Source organism: Citrobacter amalonaticus (genome assembly GCF_002918555.1).
Taxonomy (GTDB): domain Bacteria; phylum Pseudomonadota; class Gammaproteobacteria; order Enterobacterales; family Enterobacteriaceae; genus Citrobacter_C; species Citrobacter_C amalonaticus_A.
Genome location: NZ_PQMB01000002.1, coordinates 123,103 through 145,780 on the forward strand (window position 1 = coordinate 123,103; position 22,678 = coordinate 145,780).

Annotated in this window: 18 protein-coding genes; 1 reads left to right on the top strand and 17 read right to left on the bottom strand. The window is 49.4% G+C overall.

Annotated elements, in window-relative coordinates:
• Nucleotides 1–4 precede the first annotated feature (4 nt).
• From C3432_RS05980 to fabV, 3 genes are all read right to left on the bottom strand, one after another.
• Complete coding sequence (locus tag C3432_RS05980; RefSeq protein WP_103775753.1) at nt 5–1,168, bottom strand: NapC/NirT family cytochrome c; 1,164 nt, start codon at nt 1,166–1,168, stop codon at nt 5–7.
• A 522-nt stretch (nt 1,169–1,690) separates the two neighbouring features.
• Nucleotides 1,691–2,725 carry a DUF1176 domain-containing protein gene (locus C3432_RS05985; protein ID WP_103775754.1) on the bottom strand — a complete coding sequence of 345 codons (1,035 nt, stop codon included), beginning with the start codon at nt 2,723–2,725 and terminating at the stop codon, nt 1,691–1,693.
• Between the two features lie 161 nt (nt 2,726–2,886).
• A complete protein-coding gene (gene fabV / locus C3432_RS05990; protein ID WP_103775755.1) occupies nt 2,887–4,080 on the bottom strand; it encodes an enoyl-ACP reductase FabV in 1,194 nt (397 codons plus the stop codon).
• Nucleotides 4,081–4,245: 165 nt separating this feature from the next.
• On the opposite strand from fabV, the gene C3432_RS05995 reads away from it, so the two are divergent.
• Complete coding sequence (locus tag C3432_RS05995) at nt 4,246–4,551, top strand: monooxygenase (RefSeq protein ID WP_103775756.1); 306 nt, start codon at nt 4,246–4,248, stop codon at nt 4,549–4,551.
• A 153-nt stretch (nt 4,552–4,704) separates the two neighbouring features.
• On the opposite strand, the gene C3432_RS06000 is transcribed toward C3432_RS05995, so the two are convergent.
• The 14 genes from C3432_RS06000 to C3432_RS06065 form a co-directional block, all read right to left on the bottom strand.
• A complete protein-coding gene (locus C3432_RS06000) occupies nt 4,705–6,045 on the bottom strand; it encodes a VasL domain-containing protein (protein WP_103775757.1) in 1,341 nt (446 codons plus the stop codon).
• Nucleotides 6,046–6,078: 33 nt separating this feature from the next.
• Complete coding sequence (gene tssE, locus C3432_RS06005) at nt 6,079–6,522, bottom strand: type VI secretion system baseplate subunit TssE (protein ID WP_103775758.1); 444 nt, start codon at nt 6,520–6,522, stop codon at nt 6,079–6,081.
• Nucleotides 6,522–7,061: a type VI secretion system lipoprotein TssJ gene (gene tssJ, locus C3432_RS06010; protein WP_103775759.1), complete on the bottom strand. Its 540-nt coding sequence runs from the start codon at nt 7,059–7,061 to the stop codon at nt 6,522–6,524. Before tssJ ends, tssE begins: the two co-directional genes overlap by 1 nt.
• Nucleotides 7,039–8,124, bottom strand: coding sequence for a type VI secretion system baseplate subunit TssG (gene tssG / locus C3432_RS06015; RefSeq protein WP_103775760.1), 1,086 nt, complete (start codon nt 8,122–8,124; stop codon nt 7,039–7,041). The genes tssJ and tssG overlap by 23 nt, the downstream gene beginning before the upstream one ends.
• The gene (gene tssF, locus C3432_RS06020) at nt 8,088–9,842 is read right to left on the bottom strand and encodes a type VI secretion system baseplate subunit TssF (protein WP_103775761.1); all 1,755 of its coding nucleotides are present in this window, start codon (nt 9,840–9,842) and stop codon (nt 8,088–8,090) included. Before tssF ends, tssG begins: the two co-directional genes overlap by 37 nt.
• Nucleotides 9,843–9,875: 33 nt before the next feature.
• A complete protein-coding gene (tssA, locus tag C3432_RS06025) occupies nt 9,876–11,468 on the bottom strand; it encodes a type VI secretion system protein TssA (protein ID WP_103775762.1) in 1,593 nt (530 codons plus the stop codon).
• Nucleotides 11,468–14,839 (bottom strand): ImcF-related family protein, encoded by a 3,372-nt coding sequence (locus C3432_RS06030; RefSeq protein ID WP_103775763.1) that lies wholly within the window; start codon nt 14,837–14,839, stop codon nt 11,468–11,470. Before C3432_RS06030 ends, tssA begins: the two co-directional genes overlap by 1 nt.
• Before the next feature lie 21 nt (nt 14,840–14,860).
• Nucleotides 14,861–15,955, bottom strand: coding sequence for a hypothetical protein (locus tag C3432_RS06035; protein ID WP_103775764.1), 1,095 nt, complete (start codon nt 15,953–15,955; stop codon nt 14,861–14,863).
• Nucleotides 15,952–16,209, bottom strand: coding sequence for a PAAR domain-containing protein (locus C3432_RS06040; RefSeq protein WP_103775765.1), 258 nt, complete (start codon nt 16,207–16,209; stop codon nt 15,952–15,954). The genes C3432_RS06035 and C3432_RS06040 overlap by 4 nt, the downstream gene beginning before the upstream one ends.
• 161 nt (nt 16,210–16,370) lie before the next feature.
• The gene (locus C3432_RS06045; protein WP_103775766.1) at nt 16,371–17,300 is read right to left on the bottom strand and encodes a DUF6708 domain-containing protein; all 930 of its coding nucleotides are present in this window, start codon (nt 17,298–17,300) and stop codon (nt 16,371–16,373) included.
• Between the two features lie 34 nt (nt 17,301–17,334).
• The gene (locus C3432_RS06050; protein WP_103775767.1) at nt 17,335–18,270 is read right to left on the bottom strand and encodes a DUF6708 domain-containing protein; all 936 of its coding nucleotides are present in this window, start codon (nt 18,268–18,270) and stop codon (nt 17,335–17,337) included.
• Nucleotides 18,271–18,304: 34 nt separating this feature from the next.
• The gene (locus C3432_RS06055; protein WP_146050876.1) at nt 18,305–19,243 is read right to left on the bottom strand and encodes a DUF6708 domain-containing protein; all 939 of its coding nucleotides are present in this window, start codon (nt 19,241–19,243) and stop codon (nt 18,305–18,307) included.
• A 10-nt stretch (nt 19,244–19,253) separates the two neighbouring features.
• Complete coding sequence (locus C3432_RS06060) at nt 19,254–21,818, bottom strand: T6SS effector BTH_I2691 family protein (protein WP_103775769.1); 2,565 nt, start codon at nt 21,816–21,818, stop codon at nt 19,254–19,256.
• A gap of 1 nt (nt 21,819) precedes the next feature.
• The gene (locus C3432_RS06065) at nt 21,820–22,677 is read right to left on the bottom strand and encodes a hypothetical protein (RefSeq protein WP_103775770.1); all 858 of its coding nucleotides are present in this window, start codon (nt 22,675–22,677) and stop codon (nt 21,820–21,822) included.
• Nucleotide 22,678 lies beyond the last annotated feature (1 nt).

A 22,678-nucleotide genomic window follows, 5' to 3' on the forward strand; every position in this document is an offset into this window, starting at 1 on the left:
CTCCTTATTTTTTATCCTGTTCAACCGCTGCTGGCATGTCACTGGCGTGTTTTTGTACATACTGCGTCAGGAGGCGTACCTGTTCCTGAGTGAGCGACGTACGACCGGACATCCCTTTAACCACCCCGATCCACTGGTTGGCATTAAAGCGATTCAACTCGGTTAAACCGTGGCATCCTGTGCAGTTGTTAGCCATAAGATCGGACGCATAGCTCCAGATTTTCTGCTGATCGCCAATCAGGTTCTTCGCTGGCAGCCAGACCTGCAAATCCACTTCATGCCAGACCTGTCTGGTCTCTTCGTCGGTTACCGTACTATTGACTTTCAGCGCCTTACGGGCCTCTTCACCCAGCAGCGCGCTCATAATACGTTTACCGCGTGCAGCGTAGAACGCCTCCGTTACGCCATCCTGCTGCCATCCCTGAACATTCGCCAGCACCATGTCACCCTCGCGCTTAACCACTTTCACTTCGGTTGAGGCCATCAGGTTGCCATCATTATGGTCACCCGCCTTCTCACTCAGCCAGAACGGTTGGGTCGCAATGGTGTACAGCGTTGTCGCCGTTGCCGGGGTTTTCACCGCCGCGTTAGCCAGTTCGCTGGCGCCAGCCGCAGCCAGGCCGCTCATATTCGGCAGAATATGCGCTACCCCTTTGTGGCAATCGATACAGGTTTGTCCTTCTTTGATCGCTACCGGGTGTTGCTTACGGGCTTCCGGCGTCTGTGCGAGTATATCCATCGCTTTATAATCGTGGCAGGACCGACAGGTCGCCGAGTCATTCTTTTTCAGATCGGACCAGACACTTTGCGCCATCGCCAGCTTGTGCGCTTCGTATTTTTCCGGGGTGTCGATTTTCCCGCTCATTTCGCCCCACACATCTTTCAATGCGCCAATTTTGGTCAACATATAATCGACAGGTTGGTGCGGTACGTGGCAATCTGCGCACTCCGCGCGAATACCTTTATTATTCTGGAAATGCACGCTGCCCTGATATTCTGCCAGCGGCTGCTGCATCGTATGGCAAGATACACAAAATTCGGTATCACTTGTTTTATGCATAATTGTTGCGGTGCCCGCCAACAGTGCGCCCCCAATGACGATGCCAATCAATAGTGTAAATAATATAAGTTTCCGTCTGCCAGAACGATTTGATGAAATTTTGCTCATTTTATTATTTGACCCTTCTTGTATGTATAAAAAGCACCAGACCTTGCCAGATGATCATCGTCATATAAATGAATTTACAACGATTGCCGTCATTTTCTAACCCAATAAATTCTTTGGAAATTTTTATAGTTCCGCACATAATAAGACCATTATGGACGGATGGTTTTTGAGCTGTAACACATTGCAAATCGAATAAACCTTCGCGCAATTGTTAAGATATTCGGATTATCTCAGGAAGGGATTGGTCTGTTTTTATCCAGTCGATATCAAAAAATGACACCTTCGAATAAATACCCCTACGCATAATGCGGTAAGTATAATAACTCTGAGGATATTCATACAAAAATATTTTTGTTTTTTTATTTTTAGCTACTCAGGAAAATTTCCCAATAATCTCCCCCGGAAATAATCAACCCGTCATACTTTTCCACAACGTTATTTTCTGGCGGTCCACCACGTCAGGTGGCCGCGAGGGTCTATTTTTTAAGTGGGTATCCGTCCATTGTACGAACAAGACTCATATTATTTCGCGGATTTGACGTCCGTCACCCAGCCTGGTAAATCCCAGGTCCCTCCCAGGCGGATATAACGGCACATCCCGGTAGTCGATTCTTTACTCATACGAAAAGTCTCTCCATCCCATATCCAGCTGGCCATCCCCCAGCAATCACCATGACCACGTCCCTTCTGCCCCATGATAATTTCGCCATCATGATAATAGGTGCCTGAAGCGGTAATAAGAACGGGCTGACCCTGAAGTTTACTGTCAGCCACCCAGTAACCATATCCCTCGTTATACGCAGCCCGCCAGCATAGCGCGGAGATCAAGACGTGTTTGCTATCAATCGGCATCAGGCCGATCGTTTCAGGTTCCTGCCCCTCTGAAGGCTGAATACGGTCACACCCGTCATTCTCTGTTAACGTTGCCAGGAGTTTAGGCTTCAGCACGGCAAGCTCCGGTGCGGTCAACGCTCTCTCTTCCCCTTTTTGCGTTTTCATTCTTTGAATAACCGGTGCAGGAATTGCGGCCTTCACGCTGCTTTCTGGCCTGTCGCCTTTTTGGGTTAACGCGCCCGACGTCCCGATTCGCCCCTGTGCCTCATCCATTTTTAACAGTACGGCATAAGCCCCTTCACCAGAAAGCAGGAACGTCTCAGACCCACCTCTGAACTCGACTTTCCCTGAGCCTTTCACCGCATTAATCAGATTTTGCGTCTGTTTTTCCGCTAATTGCCAGGTATCGTCTTTGGCGGGTTTCACCTCACCTGCCGACTGGTCATTTATCCAGAGGCTCAGTTCAGGAGGATTGCTGTCAGATTCAATTTCCGCCAGTCTCACCTCTGCGGTAACCGCGGTGCCACTCCCCGCTTTGCGCGTTAACAGGACTGAACCACCGGATCCTTCTTCATGGCTGTAGCCTGCGGCACGACAGGTCAGCGTATTATCACAAACCACTTCCCAGTCCTTGTAGCTGAATGAAACGCCGCTCCGTTCCGCCATCACCGGCGTGCTCACCATCACCAGCGTCAGCAATCCTGTCCGGACTCCGTTTTTCATCCTCTCTCTCCATCATGGGCAACGCGTTTCAGTCAGAACAGAATTTACTCCAGGTTAGCGGAGTGTCCAACCAGGCATTCGTTACGAAACCACGCTAATCGCTTTTTAAATGCATGAAAAAAGGGGCTAAAGCCCCTTTTGATTTGAATTACACCCGCCAGTTACAACGTGATTACGTCGAACTCAACTTCCGGATTCACATCTGCATCGTAATCAACTTCTGCAAAACCGAAACCAAACAGGCTGAGGAACTCCTGCTTGTAACCGGCATAATCAGTTTCCTGCGCCAGGTTTTCGGTGGTGATCAGCGGCCACAGGTCGCGACACGCCTGCTGAATATCGTCACGCAGCTCCCAGTCATCCATACGGATGCGCTGATTGTCATCAAGCGCATGATTATCGCCGTACAGGCTGGTTGTCATCAGGCGATTGATCTGCTCAATACAGCCCTCATGGATCCCCTGCTCTTTCATCAGCTTAAAGACCATTGAGATATACAGAGGCATAACAGGAATAGCGGAAGAGGCCTGCGTGACGACCGATTTCAGAACCGCAACATTTGCCGTCCCATTGACAGGAGCCAGCCGACCGCGAAGCGCGTTCGCGGCGCGATCGAGATCTTCTTTCGCCTTACCCAGCGCGCCGTGCCAGTAGATAGGCCAGGTCAAATCGGTGCCGATGTAAGAATATGCGACGGTTTTCACGCCATCCGCCAGCACGCCAGCGTTGTTCAGCGCATCCATCCACAGTTCCCAGTCTTCGCCACCCATTACGGTAACGGTATTGCGAACTTCTTCTTCAGTTGCAGGCTCAATGCTGGCTGTGGTGATTTGATCTTTATTGGTATCAATCGCCTTAGAGGTATAAACCTCGCCAATTGGCTTCAGCGCTGAGCGAACCACTTCACCGGTCTTCGGCATTTTTCTGACCGGAGACGCAAGGGAATAAACCACTAAATCAATCTGGCCCAGATCTTCTTTGATGAGCCTGATAACTTCATCGCGACATTCATCGGAGAACGCATCGCCGTTGATGCTTTTCGCGTACAGACCTTCACGTTTGGCCGCTTCGTCAAAAGCCGCAGAGTTGTACCAGCCTGCAGAACCTGGTTTAGATTCCGTTCCCGGCTTCTCGAAAAACACACCGATGGTGGCCGCGCCGCTACCGAATGCCGCAGATATTCTGGATGCAAGGCCATAACCTGTAGATGCACCAATGACCAGCACACGGGAAGGACCGTTAGCCATTTTCCCGTTTTTCTTTACGTAGTCGATTTGCCTTTCCACATTAGCTTTACAGCCAACCGGATGCGTTGTCGTACAGATGAATCCACGAATTTTAGGTTTGATTATCATAATGATGGCTAATTAAGTTTGCATATTTGCTGTCACGTGGCGCAATGATACCGTCTTTTCCCGCTCTGTAAAAATGATTAATGGTAAGACCTGCGCGCGCAACTGTTCTCACCACCTGAAAAGCCTTACACTGCCAGAGTTATGAGACGCTAAAGGAAAACAGTGATGGTCAAACTATTACAACTTCATTTCGCTTTTCAGGGTCCATTTGGTCACGATATGTCGGAGCAACTTCAGGGGCTGGCGGAGTCCATCAACCAGGAACCGGGTTTTCTGTGGAAAGTCTGGACAGAGAGTGAACAAAATCAAGAAGCCGGGGGGATCTATCTGTTTGAAAACGAAGACACCGCCCTCGCTTACCTGGCAAAACATACTGCACGCTTAAAAACACTCGGCGTCGAAGAGGTGATTTACAAGATTTTCGACGTCAATACGCCGTTAAGTCAGATTAATAAGGCTAATGTTGGGTAATAACATGATCTGAGGGGCGTCCCCCCTCAGATAATAAGTTGCGAATTCAGGCAATTCCCCGGAAAACACGATAATTATCAATTATGCGTCCTGCACATTCCTTAATCGCAATATTTTACAGGTAACATTAATTACCTCCCGAACAGAGTCGGTTTATTCCGCCATTTTTTGTTTCAACAGAGCATACAGCGCAATCTGCTGTTGCAGATGTTGTTCTGCCTGACTCTGCTGCGCTACAGACCAGGGTTGTCCTTCCGGTATGACAGATAATTGCCGCAGCTGTTCTTCCGCCGGAACAGCACGATTAAAAGACTGTGTAATCGCAAAAACCTCAGACTTCAGCTCGCTTACCGTCATGTACTTGCCGCGCTTCTCATCAAGCGCATTTAATCGCTGAGTGAGCTGCTGAAGTTGAGCCATTCCCTGATGCCAGCCGTTGAGCTTTTCAGCTGGCAGTACCGACGCATTCTGCTGCTGACGCCATTGCGTGGCGAGAGGCAATGCCTGTTCAGGCCAGAGCGCCTGCGCCTGCTGAATAAGTTGCTCGCCATAGCGAATGGTCCAGTCCGGCGGCAGCTGAGCCAGCCACTCAAGCTGATGGCGGGTATCCCGAATCCCGGCTTCCGGCGACAGCGGCGGCGGCTGTAAGCTATGCAACTGTTCAGCCGTCAGCGTCGGAGGTAACGGACTCAGCGACGCCGTCAACTGCTGCAATGCCGGATCGGGCTGATTCAGCATTTGCCAGCCCCACAGCGCCGTACTGCCCACCACCAGCACAGACAACGCGCCGGCAAGAAATGGCTTCCAGGGTTTTGCTGGTTGAGGGAGTTCGGTCATTACCTCCACATTTGGCTGGAATTCTGGCTGTGCCACGTATATCCAGCGCACGCTTTCTGTCGGTTCAGCAACGGACGCGGCGGCTGGCTGGGTGATCCCGATGTGGGGCAACTGAACGTTTTCCGTTATACCCTCACCGTTTTCCAGCCTGACCGCTGAGGTATGCATCAGCGTGCGTAAGGTGTCGAACTGGCTCAAATGTTTCAGTTCCAGCCGCTGCAATACCTCCCCCAGTTGCGTCAGGTGCTTTTCTGCCTGATAGAGCTGACTGAGGTCGGCATAACTGAGCGTCAGGGTCCGTATCACCTGTTGCAGCCGTTTACTCAGGGCGCTGAGGATCTCCATGCGTGCGTGCACCTGGGGGGGCCAGAGGTTTCCCCACTGGCGGGATATCAGCGCCTCCAGCAGTGCCAGCCCCTCATTCATCCCGTGCAGACCGGCCAGCTGCGTGCGCGCCAGCGTGTACCAGGCGACGGTTTGTAACTCCACGCCGTTTTGTTCAAACAGCGACAGGCAGAGTTTTTCTGCGTACCGCCAGTTAACGTCCGGACGCGCAGGATGGGTCAGTTTATTCAGCTCATCACGCAGTGAGGCGTAATCGGCAAGCGTGCGCGGGTCACCGCCTGTACGGAGGTGTCGTTCAGTTATCCAGGTCATAGAGTATGTCACTATCAGAAAAGAGTGATTGGGTTACCGGGGAGAGCGGGTATCAAGAAACTGCTGCTGTTTCAGATGGCGCAGCATAATTTTCCCTTCAGGCATAAATTCCGTGCCGTAGCGAACCAGGCCTGCCTCATACAGTTCAGCATCAATGGCATAGCGTAATTCTCCGGGCTGAGTCTGGGGAAGAATCACAACATCGACGCGTTTGAGGCGCGGCTCGTATTTCAGCAGTACGGCTGAAAACGTCGCTATTAGCTGGTGCGAGGTTCCGGGCATACCTTGCAGGATGCGGGTCATATCCGGCAAACCGTAATCGGGAAGATGTTTGATACTCCCTGCCCGACTGTTAAGGATACGCTGCATGTTGTCGAGCACCGACAGAATAAGCTGGTTCTCTTCACTCACCTGCGAAAGCGCCAGACCACCGCTGAAATTGCCGTACAACATTTCATGCAGAGAAGGACGCGACATTATTTATCCTCCAGCGGAATCAGCGTCAGGCTGTTGCTCCCGGCCTCCAGCACTCGCGGTTTATCGGGGTCCAGTTCCTCGCGTTCAAGCACCTGTTTCCAGCTCTCATTTGTCACATCCGGAGAACGAAATAACCCGACAACGGCCACAAATTTAGTCTCCGCCTCCATTGGCATATCCAGAGAGGCATCACCGCCAGGCTTGATGACCAGATCGCGACTTGCGAGCCGATCCTCCTTCAGCAGAGTGTCTCCTTCATTCAGCAGCTGCGGGTAGGTGATTTTATCGAACACCTTACGATCTTTAAGCTGGTAAACCCGCACCACCATCGGTACCGAGAGCGAATTGCTTTCTCTGGCGTCAGTATTCAGCGCTTCACGCGCGGTAATATCGAGATGCAGCACCTTTATTTTTTTATAAAAAACAGCGCTGAACGCCGATTTTGTGCTCTCGCTGACGCTCTGCGTTAAACCGCAGCCGCCCAGACTGAGTGCCAGCAACGCCCAGACCACAGTTTTAGTTGAATTTGTACGTAACACGGCGATTTCCTTTTGTCTGTGTTGCGGGTTGCAGTCCGCTGTAGTAACCCAGTTCGGTGGTGAATGTCTGCGGGACATCGGGCGGAACAACGTTATCTTCAACGCCCAGCACACCGTTCATTCCCAGCCAGAACGGTGCATCTCCCAGCGGAGGAACAGCCAGCAGCGCTGTTCCAACGGTTAGCGTGATCCTCGCCCTGAAGCGCCAGCCGAGGTAAACCCGCAACATAACCAGGAAATCCTGGTACAGCTGCCCATCCGGCTTCCAGCCCTGCGCTTCCTGCTCGTTGTCAGTTGCAAGCGCTATCAATAACTGGCTGTTGGCATCCATCGCCTCGTCGCCGAGCGGCGTATTGCCGTCAAGCAGAAAGTCCTCATCGCCATCAAACCCCAGCGGCTGGCTGACCGCCACCGGGCGCAGGCAGTACGGGCTTACTTTAACCCGGGTCTGTGGGGCAAGCAGTTGTACCATTGCCTGCATCCCCTCCTGGGTTTTCCCCGGCTGGCGCAGTACGCCCAGCAGCGCCAGAAAACGTGATACCGGCGTGGCAATATGATTTGCCGTACCGGGGATCCCCAGCCCCACCAGCCCCAGGAGTGACTGAGAAATGGTGTCACTGCCTCCGGCTTCAAACGTCGCCGGGTACGAGTATTTCCGCCAGATACGATAAAACTGGGTGAGGATGCGATGGCTGAAGATATCGAGAAACCCCTGTAGCGCTTCATGCCCTTCTCTGCGCTGGGTAATATCGTCCAGGTATGTCGTTGGCAGCGGAGAATCCACCCCGTACATCCCCATAAACGTCGTGCGAACAACGGGTGGCATTCCGGTGTTATCCTGATCGTACTCCACACTTTTCAGCTCACCGGCAGGAAATCCCATCCCCGGATGGGGACAAAAGCGCACCGGATCGTCCACCGGATGGATGCCACTCCCCAGCAGCGGTTTATCTTTCTGTCGCTTTTCGAGCAGCTGGCAAAAACGGTAGAAGTTTATCCGCGTCAGTTCAGACTCCAGACGGGGACTCAGCCGGGAATGCGGCGGTTGTGTTTTTCTTCCCATTCCATGCGTTCTCCGGTGGGTTGCAGGGTGATAATCAGACGATTAAACAGGTAGATATCGGTATAGAGGGCAAAGAAACGGCTTAGCATCTCACCAAACAGGCCGATATCGCCGGTCCCGGCAAAACCGTGGCTGTCGAGGGTGACATCGATCTGCACACCGCGCACCAGATAGCCCTGCTCAAAACGTTCGATTTCACTGTGCCGTACATCAATAATCGCCTCCAGCCGACGGCGGTTCATTTCGCTGTTTGTCCATTCGTATAACGCCAGGGTACCGCGCAACACCTCCGCGTTATCCATCATTGACAAAAAACCGCTCCCGAGATGGCTCAGCACCCGCCAGTGGAAGCGGTCGCGGTCCGGCGGATAACAGGGCAGCGTGGGCGCACAGAGGTTACGCACGCCGATGCTGACCGATGTTGTTTTCATCACCGTATCCAGCACCGTACTTTGCAGCGCCCGGCGAGGCAGCTGCCCGTTAGTACCGGTTAACGTCAACGACAGGCTCTCATCCTCCGGTACGGTATGGTTGTCAAACGCCTCGCCGCCAAGAATGAGCCACGTACTGTGCAACCCGGACGGTCCGCGGCGTACGCGGGTATGGTAGTAGTATTCCGGGGCATCGTGGCGCAGCATGCCGCCTTTATGACGAAAGCTGGAAAACGGAATATAGGTGTGACCACTGGAAGAGAGTACCGAATCCACAGAGTAAATTTCGGTATGCCCATCCTGGATGCGCATCGGGCGGAGCATATACTCCGTTTGCAGGGAATCGAGCGTCAGCGGATCAGATTCCAGTGGGAACAGGTTAATCACCGGCACGCAGTTCAGGCGCAGATGTTTTTCTGTGAAGCTGAAATCGTGTTCCCAGCGTTCTGCCAGCACGATATCAATTTCAAACCACGCCAGCGCAGCCGGGAAACGGACCTTTTCCAGACCACGCAGCCCGGTGAACATAAACTTTTCCCGAAAGGTAAAGTATTCCAGCAACAGTTGATAACCGCTGAAGCTGCTGGTCCCCTTCGGCCACAGCTCATCATCCTCACCAAAGCCCTCTGCGGTAAACCAGCCCTCCAGCGGCTGGCGATCCACCTCCCCTGGCAGACGCAGCCACAGCCGGGCAACGTTGGTGGTAAAGGCTTCATGCATCGCGCAGGCCAGCGGCGCGTCGGCGTTAAAATAGAATGGCAGAAGGCTGAGATCCAGACGACTCCAGTCGGCCAGATTGCTGCAGGCAAAGCGCAAATTCACCACCGAACGGCCATCCGGATCGGTGGTGAGCCGCGCCTCTTCCAGTGCCAGCGGCTGCAATTGAATATCGCGCGTTGTGGTGTAACGGCAGCGCGTGGCTTTTTCTCCAATGGGACGCGACAGCACCTCAAAGCCCTTCGCGATGGTCATCTGCTCTTTCAGCTCACGCCACTGCGGGGAGAACTCCACTATCGACATTGACGGGATAGTCCGCAGATAGTGTGGCCACAGCAGACTGACCAGCCCTTCGGTCAGCTCCGGCAAATCGTCATCCAGCTTTTCGCGGAGTCGCCCCATCAGAAAGGCAAAACCTTCAAACAGGCGCTCAACGTAAGGGTCCCGCGCCCCGGCTTTATCGAGGTTCAGCATCGCCGCCCTGTCCGGATGGGCCCGGGCAAACTCTTCACCGGCTTCAAGCAGGTAGCGCATTTCGGCGTCGTAATAACGCAGGGTTAAGTCGTCCATAATATTATGTTTTCGTTTGAGAATTCAGAATGTTCAGTTGCACAGTACCGCGGCACGCGCCGGGTCGAGGGAGATAAGACCGGAGAGAAGCGCATCCAGCTCCGGCTGGAGGCGTTTTTTATCCGCCTCGCTGCGAACCGCTCTGGTGCGCAACAATTTCAGACGGCGCGCTTTGACCTCAAACATCAGCTCCGGCGTCCACTGCTGTAGCGTAAGGCTTTGCGAACGGCTGTCGAGTTCACCCAGCAGATGCAGCGCCATTTCGTTTTTACCGTACTGCTCCGCAACGCGGGCCATCAGCAGCCGCATCAGCCACTGTTCCCGCGGTGAGGTCAACCCTGGTCGTGTCTGTAGCCAGTTCAGCGCCGCTTCAAAACCTTCGCTGTCGGCCAGCGCCAGCACTTCCGGCTCAAGCGTCAGAATACCGTCGGCATCCGGCACCGCCGCTACCGGCTCCTGCTGCCAGCCTGCCTGCGATTGCTGAACTTTCTCCACGATCCAGCTCTGTGTCACTTCATCAGCAAACGGCGTCCCGTCGTTAAACGCCAGCGCCTCCAGCCCCGGCAAACGCGCCAGCAGTCCCTGCAGATCCCGACAGATGATGTCTGCGCGCACACCGTCGCTGTCCAGTTTCACCAGCGCCTGCCAGGTATACCACTGCACATCCAGCCAGAGATGGTTCACCCCCTGGGCCATCAGCGTATCCGTCTGCTCCAGCAGTTCCGACCAGCTCTGTTGCAGGTACAGGCGTTTAAGATGCGCCCGGTGATCCGGTTTTGGCGGCACCAGACGCGTTCGGCCACTGGCGTCCAGCGGCGGCAATTCAGTCAGGGTATCCCAGCGCACGCTTTTCATCAGGTGATGTCCGGCAAGCCAGCCGCCTTCCTGATCGCGCAGGTATTTCGCCAGTACCTTCGCCTGATCCAGCAAATCTCGCCCCGAACTGACGGCGTTCATCACCGGCGCGGAGGCGGTTAATGGCGCACCGGGAAGATGTTCTTCGCGGCTGGTTTGCGGTACCAGGCTGCCTGCCCCGCCGCTTTGCACCAGCCGATTTTCCAGTGCCTGATACAGCGCGGAAAACTGCGGCCGGGCATCTTCATCAAAACGCTGTATTGCCTGTTCGGTCAGCATCAGCGCGCCAGCGATCCGCTGCATAACAGACAGGTCAACCTCAGGATACAGCGACAGGCTGTCGAGAAAGCGGCTGCTGCCCAGCCACTCCAGCGCCGATTTCCGACTGCGATCGCGCTGCGGCCAGAGCTGTACGCCAAAGTGCCGGAGCATACCCGCCAGCAGTTCCAGTCCTTCTGCCAGCCCGCGTTCCCCGTCGCGGTGCAGTCGCGCCCAGGCATAAAAAGTCACGACTCTTACATCTTTACTCACCGTGGTGAGTAATTTTTCCGCCAGCGTACAAATGAGATCGGTATCAATACCGCTGAGCTTATTTACCTCTTCGCGGATTTGCTGAAAATCGTCGTCGTATCCTGCATCGTTCCCGCAGGGATGGGCCTCACTCAGCGGCGCAAGCCAGCGATCCCAGTCGCTGACATGTCCCTGCGTCTGATTCAGTAACGCGTTTTCATCCACCGCACAGGCGCGGAGTAAACTGTCCAGGCTTGTCATTATTCCGCTCCGTCCATATTGGTGAACTCACCGTGGCTGTTCAGTAACGCGTCATCTGCCGCCGCATCAACGCTGAAAATTTTATCCGGCAGACTGAACCCGCGCAGATCCAGCAGCGCCAGCGGTCCGTCGCCTAACTGTGACCGCAGCACCCACTCCAGTCTGCGCCCGTCTGGTGCGCTGAAAGTCATCATCCACTGGCTGCGATCGAGCTGCCGGCGCTGACTTTGCTCCAGCCAGCGAATAAATCCCCAGGTTCCGCTGTAATCACCGAACAGCTGCGCCCCGGCGCTGGTTGATGTCCAGGTCAGCATGGTGCCTGGCTTGTATGTCTCTCCCGGCCAGCGGAAGGTCTGCCAGTCGGGCATCTGGTTAAAGTAGTGCAGTGTCTGCCCGTCAATCGTCAGCCGGGTATCCGCCACCTCCGGAACCGGGCGCGCCTGAAGCTCAAAGCTGATCCCCTGGCTGCCGTCGGTGAACAGAATATCTGACAGCTGACTCAGCTGATTCACCGCCCGCAGGAAGGCCGGGCTGAAGGTCAGTCCCTGGCTGTGTGCGCTATCCGGCACCCACCGGCTGCCCTCTTTATGCAGCACGCCGTTCAGCTCCGTCGTCAGAAAACGCTCAATCCGCCCGCTGTCCCTGCGGATAAACTCCGCCAGCATCGGCAGCGACGCATCGCTTTTGCCCGCCGCAAACGGGTAACGGCCATCAAACGCCGTATGCCAGCTGGCAACCACCACCCGGCTCCAGCGGTCGTTCAGGCTGGCAGCCGAAGGTTGCAGCACCCTTTCCCAGGCCTGGGTCAGCGGCCGGACAAACATCGTGCGTCCAAAGCTGCTCCACTCTTCCCCCAGGCTTGCCGCCACCAGGCTGCCATATTGCTGGGTGTCCGTGAGATCAATGCTTTTACCCTGGAACACCGTCTGCGCCAGCGTCTGCATCATCTCCCGCGGGTCGTTGCTGCCTGCCACCTGTTGCAGGCGCAGACGCACGCGGGTAATGCGGGTCAGGTACGTTTGCAGGCTCAGTGAGTTGTCTGCCGTCATCACGTTACTGGCTTTGTTTTTTCCCAGAAGCTGAAGCAGAGGCCCGAAGGTTTCATCAAGCGGGCCCTGCGGTCCGGCGGCACGCTGATCGATAGCCGGTTTCTCTTTGTTTTCAATCAGATCTTTCGCGGATCGGAGGAGAGAATCCGAAATCCCCTCGTGTTGCTGACCGGTCTGCCCCTGCCACGCGAGGGTGTTCATCAGTGCAATCACCGGGGACTGGCGCACGTCGCTCATTAGCGTCAGCTGGTCGGTCACATCCGCAATATTATTCACCGGTTCCCAGTGCAGGCTGTTCAGGAAACTGAGCCAGCTGCCGGCGAAATCGGTAAAATAACGTTCGGTCAGGCGCGCCTTCAGCGCTTCCGGAGACATCTCATCCGGGACTGATTTACGGCTGTCGCTCAGCACCCAGTCAATCTCATCCCGCCGGGAACTGACGGCCTTCTCAATCGCCTGCTGAATTTCCCCTTCCCACGCCTGACGGGTGAACATTCCCGGCACCACCTCTTCGGTGGTAAACAGGCGGCGGGCGTCGGTACCGCTGGTCATATCTTCCAGCGTCACATCGGCAAAATTACGTCGTACCGAGATGAGCATATTTTCGTACAGCGTGCTTTCCGCGTTGCGACGACCGATTTGCTGGAGCAGTACCTGACGCCCCTGGGCCACCAGCGTGGCGTCCGGGGTGATTTTCCACTGTGGCTGATGCGCAAGCTCGTTGAGGTAAAAGCGCCAGAGGTCCGGAGACAGACTCTGCCAGAGCCCGGTGGAGATCCCCTGCCGCGTCGGCTGCACCGTCTGCATTGTGCGGGCGTAAAACGCCCCGTCCACTTTGTCCGGATGCGCCATCATCAGCCAGGCTTTCAGCCGATCGTAACCCGCCTTTGCCAGTTCTGTGCGGCGGGCGCTGTCCGCCGGCGAGTTGACCAGAATGCTGAGCGTCTGTGTCAGCGCGGCGTTCGCCGGATCGCGGATCAGCCGGTTGTTCGCCACGCCGTACCAGGGGAGCATCGCGCTCAGCAAGGGCGAATTATGGTCCAGACCAAAGCGCTGATACCACGGCGCCCCTTCCCGGATCCGGTGCTGCAGGCGTCCGGCATCGTTACGTAACTCATGCAGAGCAGTGAGCTGGGCATCGGAGACTGCCGGCTGTTGCACCAGCGTTCGGGCTTTTTCCGCCACTGACACAATTTGTGCGCGGTTAACCATAAAGGAGATCAGTAAACCGGCCCCCCACAGCCCCATAAGCGCGATGACCGCCAGCGCCAGGGTTCTTTCCCGGGCCATTCCGACACGGTGCCCGCGAACGCGGGTACAGTCGTCAGTCACCCCCTGCCACACGGTGGGGATGGTCAGCGCATGCGGTAATGCGGGTAACCGGTCCTCCTTTGTCTGCGGCTCCTGCGGAAGGCTGAACATCACGCCGCGCAGCGGGACGCGCTGTTGTGAAGCGTACAGCCACGGCATCAGGCGCGATTTCCACTGTTCGCTGCCGCCCTGCTCAAGCTGCTGTGCCAGGCGCAGGAGAAAATCGTATGACGGATTGTCAGCAATCTGGGCAATCCCCTGCTCCCGCAGTTGCGGCAGCAGGCGGGTAAACTGCGTCAGCACCTCCTGTGCCGTGGCGCGCGCCGGAAGCGTTATCCCCACCGCCTGTTCTGTTCTGCCCGCCTGCGACCAGGCGCTGTCGCACAGCTGCCACAGATAGACGGGCGGCTGGTAGCCCAGCCGTTCCCCTGTTTTCTCCAGACCACGTAAATCGTTGTCGCTCATCTGCGGCGTCAGCGTTTGTTCAGAGCCGATAACGCGAATAATGCCATCCAGCGGACGGCTACGGCGCAGCTTGCGCAGGGCTTTAAATTTGTCGCTATCGGGTTCATCGGTGAGTGCGCCGCCATAGATCAGGACGGTGCGGTTGCCTTCAAGCCAGAGGCTATGTTTCAGGTCTGGAAGCAGTTGCGAGATGTCAGCCTCATTGCCGGTAACCAGCAACAGACGGACTTTGTAGCGCCAAAAGAAAGCGTAGCGGCTACGAAGATGGCTTTGAAATTTGAATGCGACTGGATGTATATCAATTTTATGATTATCTTCTTTTTTATCATGAAAATACGTTTCCCTACGAAACAAAAATCTAATCAATTGAATATAAGAAAAACGCCAGACATCACGCAGTATAATAACAACAAGTAATAAAATGACTATACCTGCAGTTGCTATAACCCGATACTCAGCTGGCACTGAATAATATCCAGCATTATTCCAAATATATGTAATTGATAGCATTAAAAATGAAAATATAAACAGAATTAACCCAATCATAAAAACCGCCACATGATTATGTTAGCAAACAGAAATAGCCTGAACTATAGGATTACCACCATTGCTTATTACTAACTGTTTCTTTTTGCTATTTCTTCCCCACTCTGAAGCTAATGCTAACAAATACCATTCCGAAAATTTATGTGCATGTCCAAAATATTCGTCAACATTAATTACTCTCGGTTTATCTTCCAATATATCATTTTCTATAAAGCTGCCTATCCCCATAGATAAAAACTCTTCTGAACCACTATACCATATGGCCTCTATTACTTCCGAATCGCTCCATTTAACCGCATCTCGCAAGCTATTCACACCTGAATATTTTAAAGACCTGTGCACCTTAATACTTACTTGTTTTTCATTGTTACCGTTAAACAAAAAAATCATTACGGACTCTGACCCTGTCCGTGAGGAGTGTTCAACCACGAATAAGAGCACTGGTGTACTTGTTTCGCTCCATTCATCCACCCACTTGTCAAAAAAATCAGGTTCATTATTAGTATCAATGATATTGACATTTTTACTCAAATTAAAACCTTCAAGGAATACAGAAAAACCACAAACAAAAAAAGAAAGTTCTTCTTTTTCTAAATTTGATAATATGAATATTCGGGAATTACTCAATACATCCTTACATGCTGAGGTGAATTTATAAAAAGCATCTTTAGTCCTGGCCAGGATCTTCTCTATATCAGGAGGGATAGCTTCATCGTTTTTATTTAATAATGCTGACTCCCCTCGCCATACAAGTTGCGCATTAGTCTCCGTTCCATTTTCGGTTAATAAAACAAAATGAGTAAGGTACAATCCTTTTTTCATATACTCATCAAACTCGGCAATGCATAGTTCTCTTTCTTTATTCCATGTTTTAGCATGTAGCTTTTTTCTTTCATATAAAGTAAATCTACCTACCAAAACAACGCTAAATAAAAACAAGAAAACTACAAATACATTCCATTTTGAAAATTCTAAAAAACTTAGCTTCATAAAAATAAAGATTGAGATAAAAACAAAGGATATGAAAAGGGAGATCCCTCCCCACAACCAAAAACGTGGTTTGGCCGGTATGCTAATTTCTTCAGGGGGAGAAAAAAACTTACTAAATCTCTTCATTTTACCCCTACATTAGAAAGAGAACTTATCAATGTGCATCCACAATTTGTTCTATGTCCATTAAAAGCAACTGGTATACCCTGCTCTGTAATCGACGAATCTCCTTCCACAATTTTGCTATTACCATGTTTTGGGCAAGAGACGGAGTCTCCCACTCTGGCAATACCTTTCCCCATTATTATACGTTTTTCAGAGGCGGTTAATACTGTTCCACCGCAGGTGGTTTTGTCCCCTAACCGAATGATACCTCGCATTTATTTCTCCTGTATTTTAAAGCCAGCCATTCGTATATTTTGCATGAATTTTCTCAATAGATATTTTAAACTATTAAGATACTTATGATTGTACTACCTTCAATAACAGTCAATAAGAACCAAATCAATTTAATACATCGAAATTAATATCCGACTGGTTATTAGCTTTTTATAGCAAAATTATTACTATCAAAATGATAAGGATCGTTATCTGCTATCTGACATTGTGCTTCAATTTCAACTGGCCATTGCGGAATTTTACTGGTACGCATTGAAACCCATCGCCCCAGTGACTCCAGTAATGACAAGGGGAACAGGATAACTTTCGCCAGTCTGTAACGATATTTATACGTTAATATTTCCAGTCCTGTTGTATAGGTTTCTTTTGTACGGGCAATGGGCAGATAATATTGAATGCTGTTTACAGCATTCTGCACGCCATCCTCATCCTCCATATAGCGTCTAATCAGTTCCCAGAAAGGCAACACTTCATGCTGGAAAAGGTCATACATCCCCAGTGTGAACATATCCTTCACCGTCAGACCATCCTCATCCAGAATCAGTCCACAAAGGTACCAGTGTCTGGCGGTAACTCCGTCAGGCTTACGCTGAACTAACGTGAAGAAAATATCATCCCAGTTATAGGTACTTACTGTACCATCCATTCTAAAAAGATGTACTTTTCGCTCTTTACGATTAAAACGAATGGGATAGTGTGTGAGTTTAAAGCACTCTGTTTTCATCCCAATATATATTATTATAAATGCCAGGGAGAAGATAAAATATATCTGCACCAGATCCCATATTAACCCTTTTCTCAGCAACCCCCAGGTAAACAGACCTAAAACACCAGAAAATAAAATTAAGAAAACAATCAAAAATACAGTAAGAAAACCTCTTTCTTTATAATGGACATCCGCAACTTCCAGATATGTTGAATTAATGCTGATAACCCCTTTTTCATCGCGTAACTCATGCGTTTTAAAGGGGTGACGAAAACTCGAAGTGACATGTCGATGTTCATAAAGCTCTGGTCTAGTGATCAGACGGTCAACGGTAAATTTGAGCAAAAACTCATTCAGTTTCCTCATTATCAATCCTCAGTCATTTCATATCAGCGAAGCATTATATATTTTTATTCATCTCAGCAGTACTGCTATCAAAACGATAAGGATCATTATCGGCTATCTGACATTGTGCTTCAATTTCAACTGGCCATTGTGGAATTTTACTGGTACGCATTGAAACCCATCGCCCCAGTGACTCCAGTAATGACAAGGGGAACAGGATAACTTTCGCCAGTCTGTAACGATATTTATACGTTAATATTTCCAGTCCTGTTGTATAGGTTTCTTTTGTACTGGCAATGGGCAGATAATATTGAATGCTGTTTACAGCATCCTGCACGCCATCCTCATCCTCCATATAGCGTCTAATCAGCTCCCAGAAAGGCAACACTTCATGCTGGAAAAGGTCATACATCCCCAGTGTGAACATATCCTTCACCGTCAGGCCATCCTCATCCAGAATCAGTCCACAAAGATACCAGTGTCTGGCGGTAAGTCCATCAGGCTTACGCTGTACTAACGTGAAGAAAATATCATCCCAGTTATAGGTACTTACTGTACCATCCATTCGAAAAAGATGTACTTTTCGCTCTTTACGATTAAAACGAATGGGATAATGGGTGAGAATAAAACATTCCTCCTTTATTAAAAGGTAGAACATTATAAATACAGGAGAAGATACAAAATAAATAAAAACCGTATCCCAAACATCCCCTTCCGCCAGCAATCCCCAAGTAAAGAAGCCAAGCCCACTCAATAAAAGAATTAAAAAAACAATAATAAAGACAGTAAGAAAGCCTCTGCCCTTATAATGAACATCCGCAACTTCCAGATATCTTGAATTAATGCTGATAACGCCTTTTTCATCGCGTAACTCATACGTTTCAAAGGGGTGACGAAAACTCGAAGTGACATGTCGATGTTCATAAAGCTCTGGTCGAGTGATCAGACGGTCAACGGTAAATTTGAGCAAAAACTCATTCAGTTTCCTCATTATCAATCCTCAGTCATTTCATATCAGCGAAGCATTATATATTTTTATTCATCTCAGCAGTACTGCTATCAAAACGATAAGGATCATTATCGGCTATCTGACATTGTGCTTCAATTTCAACTGGCCATTGTGGAGTTTTACTGGTACGCATTGAAACCCATCGCCCCAGTGACTCCAGTAATGACAAGGGGAACAGGATAACTTTCGCCAGTCTGTAACGATATTTATACGTTAATATTTCCAGTCCTGTTTTATAGGTCTCTTTTGTACGGGCAATGGGCAGATAATATTGAATGCTGTTTACAGCATCCTGCACGCCATCCTCATCCTCCATATAGCGTCTAATCAGTTCCCAGAAAGGCAACACTTCATGCTGGAAAAGGTCATACATCCCCAGTGTGAACATATCCTTCACCGTCAGACCATCCTCATCCAGAATCAGTCCACAAAGGTACCAGTGTCTGGCGGTAAATCCATCAGGCTTACGCTGAACCAACGTGAAGAAAATATCATCCCAGTTATAGGTACTTACTGTACCATCCATTCGAAAGAGATGTACTTTTCGCTCTTTACGATTAAAACGAATAGGATAGTGGGTGAGTTTAAAGCACTCTGTTTTCAGCCCAATATATATCATAATAAATGCCGGAGAGAAAATAGAAAATGTCAGCACCGCATCATAGATAAGCCCTCTACTTAGCAAGTCCCAGGTAAATAAGCTTGCAGCACCAGAGAATATGATTAAAAAAACAATCAAAAATACAGTAAAAAAACCTCTTCCTTTATAATTAGCATCCGTGACTTCCAAATATACTGAATTAATGCTGATAACCCCCTTTTCATCGCGTAACTCATGCGTTTCAAAGGGGTGACGAAAGCTTGAGGTGACATGTCGATGCTCATAAAGCTCTGCTCGAGTGATTAGGCGATCAACGTTAAATTTTAAAAAAAACTCTTGTAGCTTTCTCATCATTAATCCTTAGCTATTCGATTGCCCAGAGTTTACCATATTCTACAGCCTCTTCCTCGGCCGACGTGTAGTTTCCCTCAGGAAGTTTCCCCCATAGATTTTTTTCCAGCCATTTCTGCAAATCATTGGGTTTATAATATTCGATTAGGAAAGCGACAGCTATTATAGCGACTGCCACAACTAAACCAAATACAACCCACCCCCCCATTATTGCTGCGATGCCAGCTATTCCTAATATAGCAGATACTGAATACAATCTAAACAAAAGCATATGCTCTTGTTTTTTTTGTTGCCATGCTTCATATCCATCACAGAAAGCCAGGACCACACCACCGATAATACCAATATATCTACCCAAGTTAGCTAAAACATTTACCCAGGAACTCACTACCCCTGTCATTCTCAGCATGCCATACTTAATAGTTCCGGCACTTAGCTCAATCGCCCCCCCGCTGACGCCCCCCCAGCATGCCGATAGCCGAATAGAAGACTGGCTATTGACACCACCATACCAATGTTTTTCTTTTTCAATCATATTATTAATAGCGTAACACTGAAAAAGTATTGATATCAAATTTCCCTTTAGCGCTGTTTTCGATAGACTGCGTTTCATATAGTGATCATATGCCTGTTCTCCCGTCACCATACGCTGGCGAATCAATTCTATTTTTTCGTCTACCGACTTACCTTTAAACATCTCATCCATATCTTCAGTTAACAACGCCACAAAGCCGTATTTATCCGTCCCTTGTAACTGGATACCATCAATAGCCTTCAGGCGCATCTCTTTCTCAAGCAACGTTATGACTTCTTTCGTATCCAGTCGACTTTTAACCTGATTCGCATAGCGCTGTTTTTCGGTTATCCGTTGGGCTGGAGTAAGTCCTGCTCTGTCAAACGTTTCATTAATGACCTTTCGGGATAATTCCCGGGATAATGCCATTTTTTCTCCCGACTTTTCAAAATATGCAAGCGGATTGCCAGAATACACCGCCAGCATCACGGGCAATCGTTCAACATTTCCCTGGACAGTCCGACCAAATAAAGATATTAACGCTCCAGCAAGAGTAACATTCAGTGTACTAATTATATCTTTCGCATCCGCCAGTTTGTCCAGACAAGCAGCGACGCCTGAAAATAAGTAATTCCATGGTAGTCCTAATAAGTTTTCGGCAGGAACCGTTGTGGGTATATTTTTGCTCATCAATTGAGACAACTTATCCTGATTAAGCACGAAGGCACGTATTATCGGATTTCTAGTGTCATTTACATCGCCCTGCAATTTAGTTCGATAGTAATCAAAACAAGGACCTTTATCTTGTCCACCCAGTACACACATCGCTAGCGTTAGAGCATAGTATCCACCACTTGAGGCATCACTTGAATCATAGTTGTAGTAAAAGTAATTACAGAATGCAGTATGTTTTAACATCTGCAAATACATATCCACCAATGGCTGACAGTATTCTTCTTCAAATTTTTTACGGGCTACATCTAATGATTCAACGAATGTTTCCTTATCGCTCACTCGATAGTATTTTTTATATTTATCCCATTCTTCATCAGACCATCCTCTTAATTTCTTATCTGTTATATCATGAAGATCCTGAGCCATTTTCTTTCCAAGACGTTGATTATAGGTAAAGCCCCCCATGCTGACCATACCAAGCTCTAACTTTTTCTCTTCTTCTGCTGTAAGTTGAAGATTACGTATTTTTGCACTTTCTTTAACATTATATTCCATCCCATCAATCATGGTATTTAATGCAAACTTTCTGTCAAAATCCTTATTATTTTCTGCTAAGCGTTGCTGCGCAAGAAAATCTTCGGTGATACGCGATGCTAACTCTGCAAGATCGCGGACAATACCGATGGGATCAGGAATGGCCAAAATCACAGAGAGAGTTGGATCGGGTTTTGCCGGAGGCATGGTTAATGATAATGCCGCCTGCTGTATATACTGGGCATCTTCCTGCGATTTTCTTCGCCATTTTGCCGAAAGGAACTGCAACTTTTTATCATCCACACGCAGTGAAGAAAACTCGGCCACAACGTCTGTCAGATGCGTCAAGGATAATGCCTGTCCGGCTTTTTTAGTACTTAACCATTCCTGCAAATCAAAGCGCTGCATGTGGGCTTCGCGCCAGTCTACTTTCAGGTGTTGTTTTCTGATATTCTCGGTCCAGGGATGTTCCGACCAACCCAGCCAGAAACATCCGTTCTCACTGATATCAGGTGACAGTGGCAATGCAATAAATGTCGATTTAGCCACCTCCAGAACTTTTCCTGCACAGGGTTTTTGACCACTCTGCGGTGCCAATACTGAACTGCTATTATTCATCTTCCAGAAATATCCATCCTCAGTAACAAAATAGTCTGTCCATTTATTTCTTCTCTCATCATATACATAAAGATAGCCCTCTCGTAACTGACGACAAGTATAATTTACATCACCTTTTGCGGGGATATCTGTTTTTATCTCATCAGGCAAACCCGGCGCCCTTGCCGCAGAATTTACAACAGCTGCCCGAACAGGCAATAATGCGAGTCCTCTACGTTCGCAAAAATTACATGACATCTTAATTTTCCTTATTCTTAGACTGACACTCAGTAACGATGAGCCTTCGTTCAGAGTCATCCAGCAAGGTAATTTCATCGCTAAATGCTCCAGGGGTTGATGATGTCTTATACAAAATTTTAGCTACACGAGCAGACTGCCAAAACAATGGATGAAGTTCTAACCCAGACAAAGCAAATATCTTGATATCATCATGATGAGTTAAACCAAACTTTTTTCTGGCAACATTAATATATCTTTCTATCTCATTACTCAGAGAAATTTTACTTTCAACGCTAATCAACGCCTCATATTGTTGAAGAACTTGATTAATCAGACCAATATTCCGCAAACGATAAACACTCTCTTCGCTATACCCACCCCATCCTGAAAAAACAATTTTCTCACAATCAAAGGTAAGCCCACCAGAATTATCAAACCATGTACAATAATCAATGCCAGCCATTCTGTTTAAGTTTTGCAATTGCAGTGGTGTTAAAATCCTTAATAGTTGAAAATACACAAGGCAATCATAGTAACGGAGTAAATAACGCTCTCCGACTTCTGGTTCATAAAATATAAAAGCATCAGCAAGACGAAGAATTAATGCATCATCTGGATATTGGCTTGATATTGCCATGACGAAGGGTTGCTGTGTCGTTTCATTGATTAAGCTGGATAACTGTGATATGCCTTCAGTATTTAACTTGTTTAAAGTTACCAGCCATGGATACAGTTTTTCCTGTGGGGAAAGTATTGCAGAAACAATCGGTCTGGCTTTCCATTCCTCGGGTGGTGATGGATAATATATTCTGTCAATAATCACATGCGTATGTTTAGTCAACGCATAGGGATGATGTAAATAACGTAAAATATCCATA